The organism is Paenibacillus lentimorbus NRRL B-30488 (genome assembly GCF_000411595.1).
GTDB lineage: Bacteria > Bacillota > Bacilli > Bacillales > Bacillaceae > Bacillus > Bacillus velezensis.
This window is the reverse complement of sequence record NZ_ANAT01000006.1, coordinates 206,293-233,161: the sequence shown is the minus strand read 5'-3', so window position 1 is coordinate 233,161 and position 26,869 is coordinate 206,293. Positions and strand designations below refer to the sequence as shown.

The 26,869-nt window shown below is 50.1% G+C and carries 3 protein-coding genes and 2 pseudogenes; all 5 read left to right on the top strand.

Annotated elements, in window-relative coordinates; all coding sequences use genetic code 11:
- Window positions 1-16 precede the first annotated feature (16 nt).
- Window positions 17-10,572, top strand: a pseudogene (locus D368_RS03925) (type I polyketide synthase).
- Entirely contained in the window at window positions 10,562-11,911 is a 1,350-nt protein-coding gene (locus tag D368_RS19905; RefSeq protein ID WP_486129212.1) for a condensation domain-containing protein, read from the top strand. Before D368_RS03925 ends, D368_RS19905 begins: the two are co-directional and overlap by 11 nt.
- Window positions 11,893-15,372, top strand: a pseudogene (locus D368_RS19900) (hybrid non-ribosomal peptide synthetase/type I polyketide synthase); the annotation flags it as partial. The gene D368_RS19905 and the pseudogene D368_RS19900, both read left to right, overlap by 19 nt.
- 92 nt (window positions 15,373-15,464) lie before the next feature.
- Complete coding sequence (locus tag D368_RS19895) at window positions 15,465-16,799, top strand: polyketide synthase dehydratase domain-containing protein (protein WP_486129226.1); 1,335 nt, start codon at window positions 15,465-15,467, stop codon at window positions 16,797-16,799.
- Entirely contained in the window at window positions 16,721-26,860 is a 10,140-nt protein-coding gene (locus D368_RS19890; protein WP_486129211.1) for an SDR family NAD(P)-dependent oxidoreductase, read from the top strand. Before D368_RS19895 ends, D368_RS19890 begins: the two co-directional genes overlap by 79 nt.
- Window positions 26,861-26,869 lie beyond the last annotated feature (9 nt).

Here is a 26,869-nt window from a genome sequence, read left to right as displayed (position 1 = left end):
AGAGGAGTGGGAAGGAATGATATCGGAAAAAATCAATATCTCACTGGATCATCCCATCATGAAAGGCCATATGGTCTTTGGTGAAGCGGTATTGCCCGGTCTTGCTTATATCGATTTGATTTATCAGGTTTTTCAGGAACACGGTTATGTATACAATGAGCTTGAATTGAAGCACGTTACGATTTATCAGCCTTTAACCGTCAGTGAAACGGCTGCAATCATTCTGACCATTCAATGTTCTGATAGCGGAGATGGAAAGTGGCTCATCTCCCTTTCAGGGCAGAAACAGCAAGGTGACGAGCTGTCAGACAATATACAATATGCGACGGCTGAAATGGTGAAAAGAGACGCCGTCACATTTGACGAAACCATTGATTTCGGCGATGTGAAGCAGTCAGCCAGGTCTCTGAATCTTGATGACATGTATAACCGCTGTCTGGATCATGACTTGGTTCATTCCGGGATGATGAAATCGAATGGACGATTGTACGAAACAGAAGGCGGCATGCTGGCTGAGCTTTCTTGCGAAGAAGGAAAAGATTTCTTTTTATTCCATCCGGCCCTTTTGGATGCGAGCGGGATCGGGGGGAGCGGTTTGCTTTCAGAAACAAACCGGCTTCACCTGCCTTTATATTATGAATCGTTCACGGCCGCTGACAGGCTTCAATCAGAATGCACGGCGCGTATCGCCGCTTCCGGCGTCCGTCAGGAAAAAGAACTCACAACGATGACGATCGAGTACTTCAGCCGATCCGGACAAAAGGTGGCGGAGCTTAAAAACATTACGGGAAAAGCGGTTCGGCTCGAAGAAGACGCGAATACAGCCGAACAGAATCAACAGGCTGCAGCTGAGCCGGAAAGCGCAGATGAAAAAGACATCATTCTGTTTTTAAAGAAGCTTTTGGCTGATAAGCTTGGGCAGACTTGGGAGACGCTGGACGTTCTTGCAGGCTACTATGAGCTTGGGCTGGATTCATCTTCTTTGCTTGAGATTGTACAGGATATCAGTAAAAAGACGGGTGCGGACCTCGCGCCCACTCTTCTCTTTGAATATACAAATATAAAAGAACTCGCAGCCTTTCTGAAAAAGACTGGTTCATTTGAATATGCGGAGGAACGTGCAGCCGAACCATCACGGTCTGAAGCTGAGGCGCCGGACGCGCCAGAACTTCATAAAAACACCGGAGACATCGCGATTATCGGAATGGCCGGCCGCTATCCGAAAGCGAAAAGTGTGGCGGAGTTTTGGGAAAACCTTAAGGCAGGCACGGATTGCATCACTGAAGTTCCGAAGTCCCGATGGGATTGGAAAACATATCAAAACGTAACGTCCCCGTCTGGAAAAACAGTATCAAAATGGGGCGGTTTCATTGACGATGCCGACTGTTTCGATCCGCAGTTTTTCAGAATATCACCGCGTGAGGCGGAAACGATGGATCCGCAGGAGCGCCTGTTTTTAGAAACATGCTGGGAAACGATTGAAGATGCGGGGTATACGCCTGAAACGCTGGGAAATAAAGGGGAGAAACAGCATCCGATCGGCGTATTTGCAGGGGTGATGCATAAAGATTATTCCTTAATCGGCGCAGAACAATTATCTGAAACTGATCCTTTTCCGGTTTCACTGAATTATGCGCAGATCGCCAACAGAGTGTCCTATTATTGTGACTTCCACGGGCCGAGCATCGCGGTGGATACCGTTTGTTCATCATCATTGACCGCCGTCCATCTGGCCATTGAAAGCATCCGCCGCGGCGAATGTGAAGCCGCGCTTGCGGGAGGGGTGAACTTGTCGCTGCACCCGGCGAAATATCTCAGCTACGGAAGCGTGGGCATGCACTCAAGTGACGGCCGCTGCCGTACATTCGGCGAGGGCGGGGACGGCTACGTTTCCGGAGAAGGAGTCGGTGCGGTCTTGCTCAAGCCGCTGGAAAAAGCCGAACAAGACGGCGACCGCATTTACGCGGTCATTAAAGGAAGCGCCGTTAACCACGTCGGGAAAGTAAGCGGAATTACCGTCCCGAGTCCTGCTGCACAGGCAGAAGTCATTAAGGCCTGTCTGAAAAAAGCAGGTATCAGCCCGCGGACCGTCAGTTATGTGGAAGCCCATGGCACGGGTACTTCGTTAGGAGACCCGATTGAAATTGAAGGTCTGTCAAAAGCGTTCAGTCAAGGGACGCAGGATCAGCAATTTTGTTCCATCGGTTCGGTCAAATCAAATATCGGTCACGCAGAATCAGCGGCGGGAATCAGCGGGTTAACAAAAGCGGCGCTGCAGCTTCATCACAAAACGCTTGTCAAATCACTGCATTCTGCGGAATTAAATCCTTACCTGAAATTTGAGGGATCTCCTTTTTACGTACAGCAGCAGACTGCTCCGTGGATGCAGCCGGCAGCCGAAGAAAATGGAAAAGTCACACATTATCCGCGCCGGGCCGGACTCAGTTCCTTCGGTGCATCAGGTTCGAACGCCCACATCATTTTAGAAGAATACATTCAGCCTGAACAAAAAGCGCCTGCACCTGAGAACGATGCAGCAAAACTCATCCCGCTGTCAGCAAGAAATAAAGACAGGCTTCTGGCCTATGCGGAAAAACTAGCCCGATCGCTTTCAGAAAAGACGGTGCTGTCTGAACTGGCTTATACACTTCAGACAGGACGTGAAGCAATGGAGGAGAGAGCTGTCTTCCTTGTAAATGACACCCGCGACTTGAAAGAAAAGCTGAATGATTTCGTAAAAGGAAACGAAAACATCCCCGGTCTTTGGCGCGGACAAGCCGAGCTGCCGGAACTGAGCGAAACCGCTCCTGAGACGGATGATCCAATACGGCTTGCCGAGTTATGGGCAGAAGGGAAAATAATAGATTGGAATAGGCTGTACGCTTCGGGTAAACCGCGTAAAACAAGCGTTCCGACGTATCCGTTTGCAAAAGAACGCTATTGGATTCCGCAGCAGAAAAAACAGGAGAAAAGCCCGTCAGGCACAGTGCTGCATCCGCTTTTACAAGAAAATACGTCAGATTTTTCGCAGCAGCGCTTCACGTCTCTTTTTACTGGAGATGAATTTTTCCTATCTGACCATGTCGTCAACGGGCAAAAAATACTGCCGGGTGTCGCCTATTTGGAAATGGCCAGAGAGGCGGTCAAAAAGGCTGCTGCCGTGACGGAAAAAGGCTATAGCGTCACACTCAGGCAGGTTGTTTGGGTCCGGCCGGTCATGATTGAAGACAAACCGAAGGAAATACATATTGCCCTTTACCCAGAAGATAATGGTGAGATTACCTATGAAATATACAGTGAGGCAGAAAACGGCGAAGATCCGGTTATTCACAGCCAGGGTGAAGCGGTCATTACCGAACTGGGAAGCGCCCAGATTGATATCGAGTCTGTCAAAGCTTCCTGCAATTCAGGGACCGTGACCGCGGAAGAATGTTACGGTGCTTTTGAGAAGATCGGTCTGGATTACGGAGAGGCATACAGAGGCGTACAGCAATTGCTGATCGGAGAAGACCGATTATTGGCCCGTATTTCACTCCCGGCTGCCGTACATGACAATAAAGAACAGTATACGCTTCACCCGAGTATGATGGACGCCGCTTTTCACGCCTCAGTCGGTCTGCTTGTCCGCTCAATACATGACGATGCAGACAGCCACGAGCTTTCTCTGCCGTTTGCAATGCAGGAAGTGGAAGTGTTCGGGCCGTGTCCTGAACATATCTGGTCATATATCCGGTACACAGAAGGCAGCAAAGCAGATGACAACGTAAGAAAATTTGACATTGATATGTGCGATGATGCCGGTACGGTTTATGTCCGGATGAAAGGCGCGTCCGTCCGGGCGCTTGACACAGGCCAAACAGCAGGTGGTGAAACCCCGGAGGCGCCTGTCGGCCATACGATGCTGATTCCGGCTTGGGAGCCCGTTGCACTTAAAAAAACGAAGAAAGCAAAAACGGCGGAAAAGCAGACTGCGGTTTTCGGTGAAACTGACAGAATGCATACGCGCATAAAAGAACATCTGCCGAACGCTTCCTATTATCCGATCAGAGGTACGGATGATAGCACATCTCTTACGCACATGCTTGAAGGACAAAAAGAACTGGAGCAAATCATTTGGCTTGCTCCGCAGGCTGAGAGTGCTTGCAGCCTCAAGGAACAGGAAAGAAACGTTCTTCATGTGTTCAAGCTGATGAAAGCATTACTTGCCTTGGGGTACGGAGAAAAACATTTGGACTGGTGCATCGTCACAGCAAATGCCCAGCCGTTTTCCGATCAAGACAGCGCCGACCCGTCACAGGCCGCAGTCAGCGGACTTGCCGGAACAATGGCGAAAGAATATCCGCATTGGAATATCCGCATGATTGACACGGAAACGGACGGCAGCTGGCCGATCAAAGAGGCGCTCAGTCTTTCTGCCGGAAAAAACGGTCAAATTTGGGCGTACCGCAATCAGCAGCTGTTTGAGCGGCAGCTGATACCGCTTGTCAATATGCCGAAAAACGGCACGCTGTACCAAACAGGCGGGGTTTATGCCGTGATCGGAGGCGCCGGATATCTTGGCGAGGCATGGAGTGAATACATGATCCGCCGCTACAAAGCACGCATCATTTGGATCGGAAGAAGCACACTGAATGATTCCATACAGGCGAAACTCGACCGGCTCAGCGCATTCGGCCCGGCGCCTGAATATGTTTCCGCCGATGCCGCTGACAGTGCTTCCTTAGAGCGGGCTTATCAGTTTATAAAAGAGCGTCACACAAAAATGAACGGAATCATCCACTCGGCAATGGATCTGTCTGAGCAAAGCTTAAATAATATGAAGACAGAAGAGTTCAAATCGGTGCTGCGGGCAAAAGCCGATGTCAGTGTGTCCATGGCGGAGGTATTTGGACGGGAGCCGCTTGACTTTGCGCTCTTCTTCTCCTCGCTTGTGGCATTTATCCATAACGTGAAACAAAGCCACTATGCCGCAGGATGCGCTTTCAGTGACGCATTTGCGAAAGAACTTGATCAGACGTGGAATTGTCCGGTCAAAGTCATGAATTGGGGCTATTGGGGCAACAGCGAAGCGGCTGAAGACGGAGATTTTATTCAGCTGATGGATCAGATCGGATTGGGATTGATCGAACCGGACGCTGCGATGGAGGCGCTTGAAACCCTTATGACGCTGCCGGTTGATCAAGCGGCTTTCATTCATACGACAAAACCGGTCGCAGTCGAAGGGATGAGTGAAACAGAAAAAATTTCCGTTTATCCGTCTCAGCCGCTTGTCTCTTCACAACAGCTGAAGGCCGCTCCGCCCGGCGCACGTCTTGTAAAAGAGGCTGAACATCAAAAGCTCGATGATTTTCTGTATCAGCTTTTGATCGCCCAGCTTAAAGAAGCAGACTTGCTGACGCCGCAAAGCCTTAAAGCGTATGAGCCCGAACACGAATATTTTAAAAAATGGCTCAATCAAACGATCGCTTTCCTTCTGGAACATGGTTATCTGGAAGGGAATGCGGATTCATATAATTTGTCGGCGCGAGCCGAAGACACAACCGCCTCGCTATGGCAAAAATGGGAGCAGGAAAAAGAGGAATGGCTCAATAACGCCGATACAAAAGCGATGACTGTTTTAGCCGAGACGATGCTTAAAGCACTGCCGGACATTCTGCGCGAAGACGTGCCGGCGACTGACATCATGTTCCCGCACTCTTCAATGGAACTTGTTGAAGGAATTTATAAGCACAATCAAGTCGCGGATTACTTTAACAGCGCTCTGTCAGATACATTAACGGCTTATGTGAAAGAAAACATCAGCAAACATTCAAAAGCCGAGATCCGCATACTGGAAATCGGAGCGGGCACAGGCGGCACAAGCGCAGGCATATTTGAAAAGCTTAGGCCGTATCAAAACCATATAAAAGAATACTGTTACACCGATGTATCGAAAGCTTTTCTCGTGCATGCGGAGACGGAATACGGCAAACGGAATCCTTATCTGACGTATAAGCTTTTTAACGCAGAAGCGCCGCTTGCCGGCCAGGACATAGAGCCGGGCGCATACGATATCGTCGTTGCCGCCAATGTGCTCCACGCGACGAAAGACATCCGCCAGACGCTGAGAAACGCCAAAGCCGTTTTAAAAGACAACGGTTTGCTGCTCTTAAATGAAATGGCGGGAAACAGCCTGTTCCCGCATATTACTTTCGGACTGCTTGAAGGCTGGTGGCTGCATGAAGATTCAGCCCTTCGTATTCCGGGGTGCCCGGGCTTGTATCCGGAAAGCTGGAAGCGCGTGTTAGAAAGTGAAGGCTGGCATTCTGTCTTCTTCCCGGCAGAAGCGGCACATGAATTAAGCCATCAGATTATAGCGGCAAAAAGCAACGGCGTTGTTCGCCAAAAAACGCTTACATCAGGGGCCGGAAAACGGACCGCTCCGCCAAAAGCAGCATATACGCCGGAACTTCAGGCGCAAACAACGGTGCAAAAAGGCGACACGTCTTTAACAGAAAAAAGCACCGAGTACTTGAAAACGTTAATCGGAGAAACATTAAAAATTCCGCCGGCTCAAATTGATCCGAAAGCGCCGCTTGAAAAATACGGAATTGATTCTATCGTCGTCGTACAGCTGACAAACGCGTTACGAAATGTATTGGACCAAGTCAGCAGCACTTTATTTTTTGAATATCAGACGATCGAGGCGCTCGTCGCTCACTTAATCAAAACGAAAAAAGACGCGATGATCAAACTGACGGGACAAACGCCTGTTCAGGAAGAACGGAAGGCATCACCAGAACCGCAGGCTGTACAGCCGGCTAAGCCGCTTCGCACTGACTGGCGGCGGAGGGAAAAGCGGGCAGCCAAAGAGCCCGTCCGGCAAAGTTCGGTTCGCGACGTGGCCATCATCGGTGTTTCAGGACGCTACCCGCAGGCAAAAACAGCGGCTGAGCTTTGGGATAATATTAAAAAGGAAAAAACTGCATAGAAGAAATTCCCCGGGAACGCTGGAACTGGCAGGATTACTACGATGAAGAGAAAGGTAAAGAAGGCTCTATTTATACGAAATGGGGCGGCTTCATTGAGGATATGGACAAGTTTGATCCGCTGTTCTTTCAGATTTCTCCTTTGGAAGCGGAGCGAATGGACCCGCAGGAGCGATTATTTTTAGAAACGGCGTATGCGAGTATCGAGGATGCTGGCTATACGCCTGACAATCTGTGCCAAAGCAGAAAAATCGGTGTTTTTGCCGGCGCGATGAACAAAAACTACCCGACAGGCTACGGCTACTGGTCCATTGCCAACAGGGTATCTTACCTTTTTGATTTCCAAGGGCCGAGCATTGCCGTTGATACAGCCTGCTCCTCTTCTTTGACGGCCATTCATCTGGCGCTTGAGAGCATATACAGCGGTTCAAGCGAATGCGCGATTGCCGGGGGCGTAAACATAGTGACCGACCCGATCCATTATATGAATCTGTCAGTCATGAACATGCTTTCCGCAAGCGACACGTGCAAATCATTCGGAGACCGCGCGGACGGTTTTGTAGACGGAGAAGGGGTGGGCGCGGTCGTATTAAAGCCGTTGGAGCAAGCGATTGCCGACAACGATCACATTTACGGTGTGATTAAAGGTAGCGCCATTAACAGCGGAGGCAAAACGAACGGATACACCGTTCCGAATCCGAATGCGCAGGCCGCCTTAATAAAAGAAGCTTTCGAAAGGGCAAATGTCCCGGCGCGCACCGTCAGTTATATTGAAGCCCACGGCACGGGGACCGCATTAGGGGATCCGATTGAAATCGCCGGATTAACGAAAGCATTTGAAGAGGATACAACAGACAAACAGTTTTGCGCCATCGGCTCAGCAAAATCAAATATCGGCCATTGTGAAAGCGCCGCGGGCATTGCGGGTCTGACAAAAATATTATTCCAGCTCAAAGACCGCCAAATTGCGCCGTCCCTGCACGCGGAACAGCTGAATCCAAATATTGATTTCGCGTATACGCCGTTTGCCGTTCAGCAGGAGCTCGGTGAGTGGAAACGTCCCGTCATCGGCGGCAAAGAGCTTCCGAGAAGGGCGGGGTTAAGCAGCTTCGGCGCGGGAGGAGCAAACGCCCACCTCATCATAGAAGAATATACGGCAGACAAAGTGCCTGATGAGACGCCGGCAGATCAGCCCGCCATCATCGTCCTGTCCGCAAAAAACAGCGAACGGCTCACTGAAAAAGCAAAACAGCTCAGAGACGCCATCCGTGAAAAAAGATACAGCGGCCGCGATCTTATGAGCATAGCCTTTACTCTCCAGACTGGCCGGGTGCCGATGGAAGAGCGTCTCGGTTTTATCGTCCATTCACTTCATGAACTTGAAGAAAAACTGAATGGATTTATCGCCGGACAAAACAGCGCCGGACAAAACAGCGCCGGACTGCACCGTGACGGCACGGAAGAAAACAAACGGATGCTTGCCGTATTTTCGGCGGATGATGATATGGAAACCATCATAGACGCTTGGATCAGCAAAAGAAAATATTCTAAGCTGCTTGAGCTTTGGGTAAAAGGATTGGACATCAATTGGGCGAAATTATACGGAGACCGTCCTCCGGCCCGCATCAGCCTGCCTGCTTATCCGTTTGCGAAAGAACGCTTCTGGCATCAGCAGCCTGTACAAAGCAAGGCTGCGCCCGTTAAGGCGCCGGCTGATGAAACTGATCCGGCGGAGCAGTTTGAAGTAATGGCTTTTAGAGAAGTTCTTAAAGAACAGGCTCTGCCGGCTGCCGGAGAAAAGCAAGTCAAAACGGTGATTTCTTTCTTAACTGATCAGAAGAAGCAGCAGGAAGCCGTCTCTGTGATCAAATCGTATGACAGTGACATTGACGTTATTTTTATCGCTCAGGGAGACCGGTATGAGGCCTTGTCCGCCGGCCGCTGCCAAGTGGTGCGGGAAGATCCGCAATCATATGTGAACGCTTTTGCGGATATTCAAAAAGAGTACGGTGAAGCTTCTGCCATTTTGTATTTATGGGCGCTTGAAGATAAAAGCTGCATCGAAGATTATTCATGTATTGTCCATATTCTCAAAGCAATGGCTGAGACCGGTCTGCAGCCGGAAAGGCTGTTATTGGCGGGGGAATATGCATCCGGTCTGGAAAGGTGCTACTTGGAATCATGGATCGGCTTTGAGCGTTCGCTCGGCATTGTTCTTCCGAAAACAAGTGTTACCGGCCACTTCAGAAAAGCCGGTGCGGCCATAACGGACTGGATGAGAACCATTTGGGATGAGCTGAAAGCTGAAACAGACCATACCGTTTTCTTGGAAGAGGGAAAACGATATGTCTATCACACCGAACCAACCGGACTAACGAAAGAAAACGGCAGGATCAGAACCGGCGGAACATATCTCATTACAGGCGGATTAGGAGGGCTCGGCTACTTATTTGCCCGCCATCTCGCCCGGAACTACCAGGCAAATGTCATTCTCACGGGGCGGTCGCCGATCAATGAAGAAAAGAAAGAAAAAATGAAAGGCCTGGAAAATCTCGGCGCGGGTGTTCTTTACGCCGAAGCCGATGTTTGTGATCCGATCGGAATGGGCGACTGCATCAAGCGCGCGAAAGAACGATTCGGAGCCATTCACGGCGTCATTCATGCGGCGGGCATCGAAAGCAGAACATCCGTCTTTGAAAATGAAATCGGGAATTTCCGCAGTACGCTTGAACCGAAAATAAACGGAAGCCTGCTTCTTGACGAGTGGCTGAAAAACGAAACGCCTGATTTCATCTGCTACTTTTCATCCACATCGGCTGTTTTAGGAGATTTCGGCTGCTGTGATTACGCGGTCGCGAACAGGTTCCAAATGGCGTATGCCCGCTATAAAAACGAACAATCCGAAAGCGGAAACGCTTTTGTCATAAACTGGCCGGTCTGGAAAAACGGCGGAATGGCCGTCGGCGGTGAAGAGACGACGGGCATGTACCTGAAATCAAGCGGCCAGCGCCTGTTAGAAACAGATGAAGGCATTGAGCTGTTTGAGCGCATCATTTCTCAAGACAACACCCAGTGCCTTGTCATTGCCGGCAAAAGAAGCCGTGCCGAACGATTTTTAGGCATACGGCGGGACGATTCATCAAAACCGGATGCGCTTTTGGAAACCGTGAGCCGCCGCATCCCGGAAGAAAGCACGGAAAAACGGCTCGAAGCGGATTTGAAAGAGCTGATACACAGTCTGCTGAAAATATCTAAAGATAAACTCGTCCTGCATAAAAACTGGGCGGAATTCGGATTTGATTCCATCTATTTAGCCAAATTTGCCGCTCTTTTGTCGAGTCATTACGGCATTGAAGTTACTCCGGCGTTATTTTACAGCTATGCCACGCTCGGAGACGTCATCAGCTATTACCTGACAGAACACAAAGAAACGATCGAAACGTTTTACCGAACGGAAGAAACCGAAACAGAAGCCGCCGCTCCGGATAACAAGGAGTATACGGATCAGGAGATCATCGCCATGATGAAACAGGTCTCTGAGGGGACATTAGATTTTAAAAGAGTGCAAGACATCATAGAAGGGAGTAAGACCTATGAATCATAAAGAACTTCTCGATGCCTACAGATCAGGAACGCTCACCATCGCTGAAGTAGAACAAAAGCTTCAGGCTTTCAAGCGGACAACTGCAAAACGTCCGCTTTCTGAAGGCCAGAAAGGTTTGTGGATGCTTCAGAAAATGTTTCCGGAGATGAGCGCATATAACATTCCGTTATGCTTTCGTTTTCAAAAGCTGGATATCGAGACATTCAAAAACGCCCTTTTGTCCGTGCAGCGCCAGCACCCTATTTTGACCAGTGTGATAAAAGAGGAAAACGGCCTTCCGTATCAGATAGAAGATACGGATCGGCATTTTCCGATTGAAGAAATGGATCTTTCTGAATTAAGCGGGCGTGACGTTCTTTCGTTTATTAAAGAAAAAGCAAAAGAACCGTTCGCGCTTGAAACCGGGCCGCTCCTGCGTGTTCATGTATTCCGGCGGGCGAAGCGGGAGCCGATTGTGTTAATCACCATTCACCATATCATTTTTGACGGCGTCTCTCTTATGACGTTTATGTCGGCGCTGCTGGACGCTTATGTGAAAGCAAGTGAAGGCAAAGAACCTGCCATGGTTCAGCAGGCCGCAGATTATCATGATTTTGTGAAATGGGAAAAAGAGCTGCTGGAAAGCGAAGCGGGAAAAACGCATCTCTCTTATTGGAAAAAGCAGCTGGAAGGACCGCTGCCGGTGCTTGAGCTTCCGTCGGATTATCCGAGATCATCGGTTCAAACTTGCAAAGGGCAGGCGTATCAGCGCTTGCTTCCTGATGAACTGAACCGGCAGATTAAAGTGTGCGCCCAAAAACATAATGTCAATGAATCCGTTGTGTATCTCGCTATTTTCAAAGGGCTGCTCTATCAATATACGAATCAGGAAGATGTCATCGTCGGCATGCCGACGATGGGGCGCTCTGAGGCTCAATTTGAGTCTGTCATCGGATACTTTATTAATATGATCGTGGTCAGAAGCAGGGAGACGGGCGCCAAATCCTTTACGGCGTTTTTGAAGGAGCTGCAGCTGACACTGGCAGAAGGGCTGGACCATGCCGCGTATCCGTTTCCCGCGCTTGTCAAAGAATTGAAGACGGAACGCTCGCCTGCGGTTTCGCCTGTTTTTCAAACCGCGTTTTTCTATCAAAACTTCTTCCGGACAGAAGGAGCGGAAAAGCTGGCGGAACTATATCAATCACTCGGCATCGAAATGATAGAAGACATTCATCAGGAAGGCGAATTTGAGCTTGCGCTTGAAGTCTATAAAAAGAAACAGGAACCGTCCTGCAATTTCTGTACAACCCGGATGTCTACAGCCCTTCTTTCATCGAACGGATGGCGGAGCATTATATGAAACTGGCAGAAAAGGTGCTTTCTGATCCGGAGATCACTTTTGAAGCCTGTTCCGGCCTGCTCAATCAAAAACGTGAAGCAAGCCGTTCATCCCATCAGCCGAATGAGCGCTGCATTCATGAAGTGTTTGCAGAAAAAGCCGGACGCCACCCTGACAGAGAAGCCGTCACATTCGGTAAAAACAGTCTTACATATCGCGAATTAGATGAACGAAGCACGGCGCTCGCTGTGCACCTGCAAGAAAAGGGCGTCACACCGGAATGCCCGGTCGGCATTTGTACGGAGCGTTCTTTTGAGATGGTCATCGGCATCCTCGCCATTTTAAAAGCGGGAGGCGCGTATGTGCCGCTGGACCCGGCTTTTCCAAACGAACGGATGGCGCACGTGTTGACTGACAGCGGCGTTTCAATCGTATTAACGCAAGCAAAGACGCGCGGCATGATTGAACAGTTGGCCGTCGGCGGTGTGAGCACGGTGGAAATTGAAAACAGCGGACGTTCTGTCAGCGGGGCAAAACTGACGCCGCGTTCAAAACCGCATCATCTCGCTTATATTCTATATACGTCCGGAAGCACGGGAAAACCGAAAGGCGTCATGGTTGAGCACAGGGCCATCATGAATACGCTGCATTTTTTGGAAGCTGAGTATCCGGTCGCACAAGAGGATGCCTATTTGTTAAAAACGAATTACGTATTTGACGTTTCGATTTCTGAATTATTCGGCTGGTTTATCGGAAACGGACGGGTTGTCATTTTGCCGCCTGGTGCAGAAAAAAATCCGCAGCTTTGCATGGAATACATCCAAACCCACCAGGTCACGCATCTGAATTTTGCTCCCGCCGTGTTTAATGTATTTCTGGAAACGGTAAAGCGGCATACGGCATTTACAGAAGACGGCCCTGTGAAATATGTGATGGTGGCCGGTGAGGCGTTTCCGAAAGATTTAGTCAAAAAGTCAGTTTCCATCTTCAAACATGCCAGAATTGAAAACATATACGGCCCGACGGAAACATCTATTTATGCCGCTTACTACAGCTGCGGCCAAAAGGAAATCACAAGCAGGAATACGCCGATCGGGAAACCGATTCACAATACACGGCTTTATATCGTCGATGAAAAGCTCAGCCCCGTCCCTGACGGTGTGGCCGGGGAGCTTTGCGTGGCCGGCGCCGGTCTGGCCAGAGGCTATTACAATCAGCCTGAGCTGACGGCGGCATCATTTATTGATAATCCGTTTAGTGAAGGAGAAAAACTTTACAAGACAGGTGATTTGGCCAGATGGCTGCCTGACGGAAATATAGAATATGCCGGCCGGATTGACAGTCAGGTGAAAATTCGCGGCTTCCGCATCGAATTGGGAGCGATTGAAACGAAATTGAACGAACATCCGGACATTCTTGATCAGGCGGTTGTTGTTCAGGAAAAGAACGGACATAAAAAGCTGATTGCTTATTATACGGCCCGCTCCGGTCATACGGCTGATGAAAAAGCGCTCCGCAACCATCTTTTATCGAGTCTGCCGGATTATATGGCGCCTGCTCATTTTATCCGTCTGGATGCGCTGCCGTTAACACCGAGCGGAAAAGTGAACCGCAAAGACCTAAAACAGCGCAAGGTAATCGTTCACAGGTCTGAAAAGACGGGCAGACTGCCGTTATCAGAAGCGGAAGCGAAAGTGACCGCAATATGGGAAGACCTGCTGAATACGGCGGGCATCAAAACCGAAGACGGCTTTTTCGATGTGGGAGGCGACTCGCTTTTGGCTGTTGCGGCGGCAGAACGCATTAAACAGGAGCTGGAATGCGATTTTACCGTCACGGATTTATTCGAACACTCTACCATTCAGGCGATCAGCCGATTTATTGTTGAAACAAAACAGGCGGCTGAATCAGAGGCGCCCGGCCAAGATGAGAGAGAAAGAGAACAAACCCCGCAAAACGGGGTGCCGTCTTACTTTGATGACAGTGTGGCGATTGTGGGGATTTCCTGCCAGTTCCCCGGCGCGAAAAATCATCATGAGTTTTGGAAGCAGTTAAGAGAAGGAAAGGAAAGCGTCCGGTTCTACTCGGAAGAAGAACTTCGGGAAGCCGGCGTGCCTGAAGATTTGATCGAAAATCCCGACTATGTGCCGGCATTATCGACGATAGAAGGAAAAGATCTCTTTGACCCTGAGTTCTTTCACATTTCTCCGAAAGACGCAGAATTTATGGATCCTCAGCTTCGGCTTCTGCTGCTTCATTCTTGGAAAGCCGTCGAGGACGCCGGATATGTATCCAAAGAGATTCCGAAGACAAGCGTATATATGTCGGCAAGCAATAATTCGTATCGGTCGCTTTTACCGGAAAAACGACAGAAGGCCATGAATCTCCCGATGGCTATGTCTCATGGGTGTTAGCGCAAAGCGGCACGATTCCGACGATGGTTTCCCATAAGCTCGGATTAAAAGGGCCAAGCTATTTCGTTCATTCCAATTGCTCATCATCATTAGTCGGTCTTTATTCAGCCTATAAAAGTATAACGAGCGGAGAATCGGAATACGCGCTCGTCGGCGGAGCAACTCTGCATGCAGCGACAAGCATCGGCTATGTGCATCAAAACGGATTGAATTTTTCAAGCGACGGGCATGTCAAGGCATTTGACGCTTCAGCCGACGGTATGGCGGGCGGAGAAGGAGCGGCCGTCATTCTGCTGAAAAAGGCGTCGCAAGCCGTTCAGGACGGAGATCACATATACGCCATGCTCAGAGGCATCGGTCTGAACAATGACGGAGCGGATAAAGTCGGTTTTTACGCACCGAGTGTAAAAGGTCAGACTGACGTCATCCAGCATGTTTTAGACAGCACGAATATTCACCCGGAGACGATTTCCTATATCGAAGCGCACGGCACTGGAACGACATTGGGTGATCCGATTGAAATGTCCGCGCTGCAGCAAGTGTATAAACGTTACACGGACCGGGAGCAGTATTGCGGGATCGGCTCCGTAAAAACGAATATCGGACATTTGGATACAGCAGCAGGTCTGGCCGGGTGCATCAAAGTCGCCATGAGTTTATATCATCGGGAGCTGGCGCCTACCATTAATTACACGTCACCGAATCCGAATATCAAATTCAGCGGTTCGCCGTTTTATGTGGCGGATAAGAGAAAATCGCTTCCGGAGAGAGAGACGCCGCACCGGGCAGCGTTAAGCTCATTCGGACTCGGAGGAACAAACGCACACGCCATTTTTGAACAGTATGAAAACAAAACGATCAGCGGATTAAATGACGGACAGCCGCCTTATATCGTTCCGCTGTCAGCGAGAAATAAGCAGCGTCTTACTGCCTATGCATCTTGTTTATCCGGCTTTCTGGATGAAGCCGAAAACGATGTTTCCTTGCATGATCTGGCATTTACGTATCAGACCGGACGTGAAGCGATGGAAGAGAGAGCCGTTTTTATCAGTCATGATCATCACGATTTGAAGCGTCAGCTGCAGGATTTTATCAACGGCAATGACCAAAACATCTTACGGGGCGAAAAAGTGAGAAGCAGAGAAGTGTCGGCTCAGGAGATGGAAGAGCTTGCGGCATGTCAGACACGTGATGAAAAGCTGAAAGCATTTGCGGCGCTCTGGATTGAAGGAGCGCGTGTTGATTGGGGCTTATTGTATCAGGATTCCGCGCCGCGAAGAATCAGTGCGCCGACCTACCCGTTCGCAGAGGAGCGCTTCTGGCCGGAAGAAACTGTGAAGCAAACAGATGCGAAGTTTTTGCATCCGCTGGTACATCAAAATACATCCGTCTTGCAGGAGCAGCGGTTCAGTTCGGAATTCACGGGAAAAGAGTATTTTATTGCCGAGCATATCATTAAAGGAATGGCGATCGTGCCGGCTGCCGTCACCCTTGAGATGGCACGGGCCGCGGCGGAGAAAAGCATCGGCGGGGCAACAGAGGATTCTCTCGGCCTGCGCTTAAAGAATATCGTATGGGTACGCCCGGTGATAGCCGATCAGGACGCTGTCCGTGTCCATATCGGACTTTATGAAGAAGAGGACGGACAGATTCAATACAGAATGTACGGCGGTAACGATTCTATCGGTGAAGAAGCTCCTCTTTATAATCAGGGCATCGCTGAAATCATCCGGAAGGAACCGGAGGAAGCGGCGGATATTGAGCAGCTGAAGCGCCGGTGCACGCAGGGAACAATCGAATCTCAAGCGTTTTACAAAGGAATGATCGGAGCTGATTACGGGCCGGGCTACAAAGGTGTACAGCTTGTATACAAAGGCGAAGACCGTCTGCTTGCTAAATTGAAGCTTCCTGAATCCGTCTCCCATACGAAAGCTGATTATATCCTTCATCCGAGTATGATGGACGGTGCGCTTCAGGCCGCCGAATATTTACAAAACGTGACGAGAGCGCTGCTGGCAGAAAGCGGGGAACCATTCAAAGCCGCATTGCCGTTTGCTTTAGAGGAGCTGGACGTTCTGAATCCGTGCGCTGATGATATGTGGGTGCACGTCACATTCAGCGCGAACAATAAAGCCGGCGATCCTATCCAAAAAGCAGATATTGATTTATATGACAATAACGGCGGGCTTTGTGTGCGGATGAGAGGTTTCTCAACGCGGATCATGGAAGAAAATGCGGGTGCCGGCGTTCCCATCAGCCGTACGGACACATTGCTCGCTGAACCGGTCTGGAAAGAGCAGCCGGAACCGGCCGATCATGCGCCTTCGTATGAACAGCATATCATTTCCTTTGTGAGTTCGATGAAGCCGTTAAACAAGCTGTCGAAGCAAAGCTTGAACATGCAAGCGTCATTATCTTGGACGATCGTCCTGCATCTATTGCAGAGCGGTATCATTCTTATGCGGGTCAGCTGTTTGGCCATATCAAAACCATAATGAAAAGCAAGTCGAAGGGCCGCGTGCTTTTTCAGGCTGTTACGCGGTCAGCAGGCTTACAGCAGGTGTTCTCAGGCATTACCGGCCTCTTCAAAACCGCATGCCTTGAACATTCCAAGCTGATCTGTCAAATGATCGAAGCCGAGGAGAAAGAAAGTGCTGAAGGCATCGCGGAAAAAGCGTCCGAAAACCGTATGCATGCCGAAAGCGTCCATGTGAAATATGAAGACGGCAAGCGCTTTGCCGCTGATTGGGAAGAGATGGATATTCCCCAGGCGGAGTCGGACATTCCGTGGAAAGACGAAGGTGTTTATCTCATTACAGGAGGTGCCGGAGGTTTAGGTCTGATTTTTGCAAAAGAGATCGCAAACCGTACAAAAGCCGCCGTCATCATACTAACCGGCCGGTCCGCTCTCAGAGAAAAGCAGAAAGACATGCTGGAAACTGTACGTGCTGCCGGCGCCTCTGTTTTCTACGAGCAGACCGATGTCACGGACGAAGCAGAAGTATACCGATTGATCCGCAATATCCGCAAACGGCACGGCAAGCTGGACGGGATTGTTCACAGTGCCGGCATTATAAAAGACAACTACATGGTGAAGAAGACGGCAGAGGAATTCCAACACGTTCTCGCTCCGAAAGTGAAGGGCCTTGTGTATCTTGATGAAGCGTCACAACATGAGAAATTAGATGTCTTTATTGTCTTCTCATCCTTATCAGGTGTGCTTGGAAGCGTCGGCCAGGCTGATTATGCGTCTGCAAATGTCTTTATGGAGATGTATGCCGAGTACCGCCGTTCTTTACAAGCCGCAGGACAAAGATACGGAAAGACGCTTTCTGTCAGCTGGCCGTTATGGAAAGAAGGCGGAATGCAGGCAGGAAAGCAGACGGAAGATATGCTGATGCAGCAGGCGGGAATCGCACCGCTCGGCACAGATGCCGGCATCAAGGCTTTATATCAAGGCTTGATGAGCGGGTCAGCCCGGATGACAGTTCTTGAAGGAGATGTGAAAAACATGAAAGCAAAACTGTTCCGCAAAGAGAATGATCATCCGGAAGCAGAGACCGGCGTACGTCATGACATTGATGCTGACAGCCTGCTTGAAAAAGTGAAGCATCTGTTAAAACAGCAGACGGCCTCACTGTTAAAAGTAAACATTGACAAAATTGATCCTCACGAAGAAATGACAAAATACGGGCTGGATTCTATCTCGATGACTGAGTTTACGAACCAGTTAAACAAAACGTACCGGCTTACGTTAACGCCGACGATTTTCTTTGATCATCCGACAATCCATGAATTTGCCGTTCATTTAATCAGTGAATACGAAGAGGAATTTGCCGGACGGTTTGCGGTAAATACAAAAACGGTTCAATCGGCAAGACCGGTAAAAGAGACTCAAATCACGCGCCCGGCCGTTAAGCGGCGCCGCACTCTGCCTGAGACACTTCCCCAGACAGTGCAGCGGGACCAAGGGCCGGAACCGATCGCAATCGTAGGCATCAGCGGGATTTTCCCGATGGCAGAAGACATTGAAGCTTTCTGGCAGAACCTGAAAGAAGGCAAAGACTGCATGACCGAGATTCCGAAAGACCGCTGGGACTGGCGGGACTATTACGGGGATCCCGCAAAAGAAGCCAATAAAACAAACGTCAACCAAGGCGGGTTTATTGACGGAATTGCTGAATTTGATCCGTTGTTTTTCGGGATTTCACCGCGGGAAGCGGAGCAAATGGACCCTCAGCAGCGCCTCTTGCTGACGTATGCGTGGAAAGCGATTGAAGATGCCGGATATGCGTCAAAGAGTCTCTCAGGCACAAAGACAGGTGTGTTTATCGGGACCGGAAATACCGGCTACGGTTCTCTTTTAGCCAATGCCGATGCGGCGATTGAAGGGTCATCCGTGGCGAATACAAGTCCGTCTGTCGGACCGAACCGTGTCAGCTATACGCTCAATCTGCACGGGCCGAGCGAACCGATTGATACCGCCTGCTCAAGCTCGCTCGTTGCCATACACCATGCCGTTTCTTCAATTGAAGAAGGGACGTGCGACATGGCTTTGGCGGGAGGAATCAATACGATTGTTCTTCCGGATGTGTATATCAGCTTTGACAAAGCGGGCGCGCTGAGTAAAGAAGGAAGATGCAAGACGTTCTCCGATCAGGCTGACGGTTTTGCCCATGGTGAAGGAGCCGGGCTCTTTTTCCTCAAAAAGCTGAAAGCCGCTGAGGCGGATGGGGACCATATTTACGGCGTCATTAAAGGAAGCGCGGTGAATCACGGCGGCCGTGCGGCATCTTTAACAACGCCTAACCCGAAACAACAGGCGGAAGTCATTAAAACCGCATACAAAAAAGCGGGCATTGATCCGAAAACAGTCTCTTATATCGAAGCGCACGGCACCGGAACAGAATTGGGGGATCCCGTTGAAATTAACGGCCTGAAACAAGCGTTCAGCTCGTTTGCAGACGGAAAAGAGAAAGCGGCCGGCTATTGCGGCTTAGGGTCGGTCAAAACGAATATCGGCCATTTGTCCCTTGCCGCGGGAGCAGCGGGCATTATTAAAATTTTGCTGCAGATGAAGCATCGGACATTAGTCAAAAGTCTCCACTGTGAGACGGTAAATCCGTACATTCAGCTTGAAGACAGCCCGTTTTATCTGGTGCGGGAGACGATGGAATGGAAGACACAGACGGACGAACGCGGAAACGAACAGCCGCGCCGCGCGGGCATCAGCTCATTCGGCATCGGAGGCGTAAATGCCCACGTCGTCATCGAAGAATACATTCCAGAAGACAGAGAGGAAGCAGATGATTCTCATATCGACCCATGTCTTTTCGTTCTGTCCGCCAAAAATGAAAAACGCCTGAAAGAGCAGGCAAAACAGCTGAAACGTGCGCTTACTGAAAAACGATACGATCATTCCAGCCTCGTTTCTATGGCATATACTCTCCAAATCGGAAGGGACGCCATGGAAGAACGCCTGGCGGTTATTGCCGGATCCGCAGAAGAACTGCAGGAAAAACTGTCACAGTTTATCACTGGAGATAAGCATGCGGATTTGTACAGAGGAAGAATAGACAAAGGCACGCTGCAAATGCTGACGGAAGATGAAGAAATTCAAGAAGCCGTTGAAAAATGGATGGCACGCGGCAAATACGCGAAGCTGCTTGAATTATGGGTCAAAGGGCTGAACGTCGATTGGGCGAAGCTGTATGGAGACCGGCCGCCTAAACGCATGAGCCTGCCGTCGTATCCTTTTGCAAAAGACCGCTATTGGGCGGCGAAACACACCGGAAAACACGAAAAAACAAGCACAGTATCTGCCGGAAAACAAGACGCGCTTCATCCGCTTCTGCACAGAAATACTTCAAACCTTGCAGAACAGCGGTTCAGCTCAATCTATACAGGAGAAGAATTTTACCTTGCGGATCATGTTGTAAAAGGCGTGCCGGTTTTACCGGGTGTGGCACATCTTGAAATGGCGCGCGCAGCAATGGAACAGGCATCTGAAGTACCGGCCGGACAAGGAAGCGTTAAGCTTAAGAATACGGTTTGGGTGCGGCCGATCACCATTGAAGACGAGCCGGTCCATGTCAACATCCGTCTCATTCCTGAAACGGCAAATGACGTTCAATTCGACATTTACAGCGGCCGGGAAACAGATCAGCCGTCCGTTTACAGCCAAGGGGCAGTATCAGTCCGCCCTGACGCAAAGGCTCCGGTCATTGATCTGCAAAAACTGAGATCACAATCCGCCGAGACACCGTTTTCTGCAGATGAAGTGTACGATATGTACCGCAAAATCGGTTTTGATTACGGCCCGGCTTTCCGGGGTGTCAAAGCGATTTATACAGGTGATGATTTCGTATTGGGCAGACTGTCTCTTGATGCGGCTTGTGCGGACACGGTACAGGAGTATGTCATGCATCCGGGCTTAATGGACTCTGCATTGCAGGCATCAAGCATATTAACCGGAACAAATGATGAAAAACTGATGCTTCCGTTTGCGGTTCAGGAGCTTGAAGTATTCAGCGCATGCGCTGCCGAGATGTGGGTATACGCCAGACTTTCTGAAGACCACAAAGCCGGCCAGGTTGAAAAACGCGATCTTGATATTTGTGATGAAAACGGCAAGGTGTGCGTAAGGCTGAAAGGTTTGTCATTCAGAACGGCTGAAAAAGAACCTGAGAAAAAAGAAAAAGCTCCGGAAACGCTCATGCTTGAGCCGGTATGGACCCAAAGCGATGAAACTGCTGCTCAAACGGAACCGGTTTTTGCCCGGCATATCGTAATGCTTTGTGACACAGACGCCGGATTAAAACAAGCCGTTGAAGCCGCGGGAGCTGAATGTATTGAAATGACCTCCCCGCACGGGAAAGCGGCGGCGCGCTTCCGTGATTATACAGGACGGATATTGGAGACGCTGCAAAAACTGCTGAAGGAAGAGACGGAAGGAGACGTCCTTATCCAGACGGTTCTCGCTAAAACAGATAAGCATCAGCTGCTCTCAGGGATTTCAGCTCTGCTAAAAACAGCCGGCCTGGAAAATAAAAAACTGAAAACCCAGCTGATTGAAATAGAACCGGCGGAAAACGGCAGAATCACAGACATCATCAGAGAAAATAAAACAAGGGCTGATGACAGCCATATCAAATATGAAAACGGCATCCGATATAGCGCAGATGTCAAAGAAACGGCCGTGTCCGGCGGAAAAATACGCATTCCGTGGAACGACGGAGGCATTTATCTCATTACCGGAGGAGCCGGGGGCTTAGGATTTATTTTCGCGAAAGAAATTGCCCGGAAAGTCAAAGAGCCGACACTGGTTTTGACAGGCCGTTCCGCATTAAGCGAGAATCAGCGGATGCAGCTGCAATCGCTTGAATCACTCGGAGCAAAAGCGGAATACAAACAGGCTGACGTAACAAACGCTCTAACTGCGGCAGACCTGGTCAAAACAATTGAAACGGAATATGGCGGCCTTCACGGCATCATTCATAGCGCGGGTGTGATGAAAGATCAATATATCGCAAAGAAAACAACCGAAGAGTTTTACAGTGTATTGGCTCCTAAAACGGACGGATTTGTCAACCTTGATGAAGCAACCGAGCATTTAGCGCTGGACTTTTTCATCGTTTTCTCATCCATTTCCGGTGTCACCGGGAATGCGGGACAGGCGGATTATGCGGCGGCAAACGCATTTATGGACAGCTATGCGGCATACCGCAACGCGCTGGTTACGGCAATGTACCGCCACGGTCACACATTGTCAATCAATTGGCCGCTTTGGAAAGACGGCGGAATGCAAGTCAATGAAGAAATGGCGAAGCTCACCGAAAAAAGAACCGGCGTAACACCGATGCGCACTGAAACCGGAATAGAAGCTCTTTACAAAGCATGGAGCACGGGGAAAACAAGCGTGCTCGTCATGGAAGGAAACCGCGCCGTAATGCGGGAAAAACTGCTTCAAAAGACTCCCGCAGCCGCTTTTGCACCGGTTAAGAAAACGGAGGAAACGCCTGCGCCGAAAGACCTGACGGCCAAACTTCAGGAACTGCTGGCAAAAGAAGTTTCCGGGCTTCTGAAAATAAACATTGAAGAAATCGATATCGAATTGGAGTTCAATCAATACGGATTTGATTCCATTACGCTGACGGAATTCGCCAACAAGCTGAATGACACTTATCAGCTTGATCTGACACCGACCGTATTTTTTGAATATGCGACGATTCAAGCCTTGGCGCATCATTTAGCAGAAGACTATCAAACGCAATTTGCCGGCAGCACACAGCCGAAAGAAGAAAAGCAAAGCGGTGTAACAGATGATGGCGGCATCAGACTGGCAGGGAACAAACGATTTGCAAAAACAGCCGTACAGCCTGTTCAGACTGCGGCTGAAGATAAACCGGAACCGATCGCCATTGTCGGCATGAGCGGAGTGTTTCCGAAGGCCGCAAATATTGATGAGTATTGGCGCAATTTAGAAGAGGGAAAAGATTGTATAACAGAGGTGCCGGCGGATCGCTGGGACTGGCGGGAGTATTACGGTGACCCGCTTAATGAAGCCAACAAAACAAATGTAAAGTGGGGCGGATTTATTGACGGAGTTGCGGAATTTGATCCGCTGTTCTTCGGAATTTCACCGCTGGAAGCCGAACAGATGGATCCCCAGCAGCGCTTGTTAATGATGTATGCGTGGAAGGCGATAGAAGATGCGGGATATTCCGCTAAAAGCCTTTCCGGCACGAAAACAGGCCTGTATATCGGCACGGGGAATACCGGATACGGCTCACTGTTTTCCGACCTGGATATCGGCGGTGCGTCAGCCGCAAATATGAGTCCGTCAGCAGGGCCGAACCGCGTCAGCTATATGCTCAATCTGCACGGGCCGAGTGAACCGATCGACACGGCTTGTTCCAGCTCGCTGGTCGCGATTCATCACGCCGTATGCGCCATTGAAAACGGGAACTGCGAGATGGCGATCGCCGGCGGCGTGAATACCGTCGTCACACCGCAAGGCCACATCGCTTATGACAAAGCGGGTGCGCTGAGCAAAGAAGGGAAATGCAAAACGTTCTCCGACAGGGCGGACGGATTTGCCGTCAGTGAAGGTGCCGGAATTCTGTTTTTGAAAAAGCTGTCAGAAGCGGAAAAAGCGGGCGATCATATTTACGGCATCATTAAAGGCAGCGCGGTCAACCACGGCGGACGCGCGAACTCCTTGACGACACCGAACCCGAAAGCCCAGGCGGAAGTCGTCAGAACGGCTTATGACAAAGCAGGCATTGATCCGAGAACCGTCACTTATATAGAAGCGCACGGAACCGGAACGGAGCTTGGCGATCCGGTCGAAATCAACGGCCTGAAATCCGCCTTTCAAAAGCTGTACGAAAAAACAGGCGATCCCGCCGTTTACGCGAGTCACTGCGGTTTGGGATCGGCCAAAACCAATATCGGCCACCTGTCACTGGCAGCCGGTGTCGCGGGTGTGATCAAAGTGCTGATGCAGATGAAGCATAAAACACTTGCAAAAAGCCTCCACAGCGAGGTCATCAACCCGTATATCAAGCTGAAAGACAGTCCGTTTTACATCGTACAGGAAAAAAGAGAATGGACGGCATTGAAAGACGAAAACGGCAATCATCTGCCGCGCCGTGCGGGAATCAGTTCTTTCGGCATCGGCGGCGTAAATGCCCATGTCGTCATTGAAGAATATATCCCGAGGGAAGAAAGAAAAACAGCTGTTTTCACACACCCTCAAATCTTTGTGCTGTCGGCCAAAGAAGAAGAACGTCTGCAGGAACAAGCGCAGCAGCTGGCGCAAGCTTCTTTTACGGATGCTGATCTTGCCGATGTTGCTTACACGCTTCAGCAGGGACGTGATGCGATGGAAGAAAGAGCGGCCATCATCGCTTCCACGGCCGAAGAACTGCGGGACAAGCTAAAAAGCTGTGCGAAAGGACGTTATGATATAGCGGGCATTTATAAAGGAAAAGCGGGTAAAATCCCGCTGAAATCCATTCTGGCAGGCGCAAACGGCGAAGCGGATATCGAAGAGCTGATAAGCCGCCGGGAGAATGACAAGCTTGCGGAATTATGGGTGCAGGGCGCGGATATCAAATGGGACGGCTTATATTCTGATATCAAGCCCCAACGGATGAGTCTTCCTGCTTACCCGTTTGCGAAAGAGCGGTACTGGATCACGGACAACCGGCCGAAAGCAGAAAAACCGCAAGCTGTGCCGACGGCGCGGGTGCTGCACCCGCTGCTTCACGAAAATGTATCGGATTTAACAGAGCAGCGGTACCGATCCGAATTTACGGGACAAGAGACGATTTTCACCGATCATCTTATTAAAGGCAAGCCGGTCATGCCGGGCGTTGCCTACTTGGAAATGGCTAGGGCGGCGGTTGCTCAGGCAGTCAAAGGGCAAAAGGAACGTCCTTCTGTCACCCGCCTGAAAAACATCGTTTGGGTTCGGCCGATCGAAGCGGGAAACCGCCCGATTGAAGCGCAAATCAGCCTGAACCCGAGGGAAAACGGTGAAATCGTGTATGACATTTACACCGATTCACAAACAGAAGCAAGCGGCAGGCAGATACACTGTCAGGGGGCTGCCGGCATTCTCAGCGCCGGTGAGGCTCCGCACCGTGATATAGGCGCACTGAAAGCTCAATGCGGCCGCAGCATGCTGACTTCTGAGCAGTGTTACGGTTTATTCAGCAAAATCGGCATTGACTACGGTCCCGGACAACAAGGAATTCAGCACATTCATATCGGAAGCAATCAAGCATTAGCTGAGCTCCGTCTGCCTTCCTTCCTCGAAGAAACGGCAGATCAATACGTTCTTCACCCGTGTATGCTTGATTCAGCTTTGCAAGCGACAATCGGACTGAAGCTGCATGCAGATGATAACCAGCTGTCACTGCCGTTCGCCCTTGAGGAACTGGACATTTTCAGCCCATGCACGACAAGCATGTGGGCGTATGTCAGCTCCCGGGGAACGGATGAAAAAATACAGCGGCTGGACATTGACTTATGCGATGAGACAGGCCGCGTCTGTGTCAGGATTAAAGGGATTTCTTCCAGAATGATGGAAGGCCCGGCGCCGGAAACATCATTAAATGGAGCAAACCTTCTGGCTCCGGTATGGGATCTTGCGGAATTCCGTGACCAAAGCCCGGCATATAAGACGGAAGAGGTTGTCTTTATCGCAGGGGATGAGGAAAGCGCGGCTTTTCAATTGCATCATCCTTCTGCGAAACGGCTTCATATCAACCCGGAGGATGAAATAGAGGCTGTTGCGGCTGAACTGAAAGCAAGAGGGTCTTTCGGGCATATCGTATGGATCGCTCCTTTTCACAGCGATGATGACATGGTGAAAGCTCAAGATGCGGGCGTCATCCAGATGTACAGAGTGATTAAGGCGATGCTTGCTTTAGGATACGGAGGCAAGCGAATCAGCTTGACTGCAGTCACAATAAAAACACAGTCCGTACAGCCGGCGGACATCATTGATCCGGCTCATGCAGGCATTCACGGTTTGATCGGTTCGCTCGCAAAAGAGTATCCGAACTGGCAAACACGGCTGATTGATGCCGGATGTCCGGAAGATGTTTCAAAGGCGGAGCTGTTCTCAGCGCCGTTTGATGAACAAGGAAATACATGGGCGTACCGCAACAATCACTGGTACAAACAGCGCCTTATTCCTGTACAGCAGCCGGTGTCAAGCCGGACCTCTTACCAAAAAGGCGGCGTTTATGTCGTCATCGGCGGCGCGGGGGGCATCGGCGAGGCATGGAGCGAATATGCCGTGAAAACGTATCAGGCGCGAGTCGTTTGGATCGGCAGACGAAAACATAACAGCGCCATCCAGGAAAAAATCGACAGACTCAGCCAATTCGGGCCGGCGCCGATTTATATTGAAGCTGACGCGGCAAACCCGGATGAGCTCACACGGGCGTATGAAACGATTAAACGCACGCACCCGCAAATTAACGGAATCATCCATTCCGCAATTGTTTTAGAGGATCAGAGCCTGGCGAATATGCCGGAAAGCCGTTTGAAAAGCGTGCTCGCTGCAAAAGTCAATGTCAGCGTGAATATGGCCCGCGTGTTCCAAAATGAGCCGCTGGACTTTGCTTTGTTCTTCTCATCCGTTCAATCATTTGCACGAGCGGCCGGACAAAGCAATTATGCTGCCGGGTGCAGTTTCAAAGATGCCTTTGCCGCTCATTTAGCTCAAGTCCGGCCGTATTCGGCGGCAGTGATGAATTGGAGCTATTGGGGCAGTGTCGGAATCGTATCATCTGCCGAATATCAAGAACGGATGAAACAGGCGGGAGTCGGATCAATTGAAGCGCCCGAAGCAATGGCGGCGCTTGAACGATTGCTCGGCGGCCCATTGAATCAGTTCGTCATGATGAAACAGGCGGAAGAGTCGGAGGAAAAACCGGAAGAAATGATAGAAGTATACCCTGAACATCACGGCTCGGCGATGCAAAAACTGCGAAGCTATCAGCCTAAAGTAACAAGACATGTACAACAATTGAGTTAAGGAGGGGAC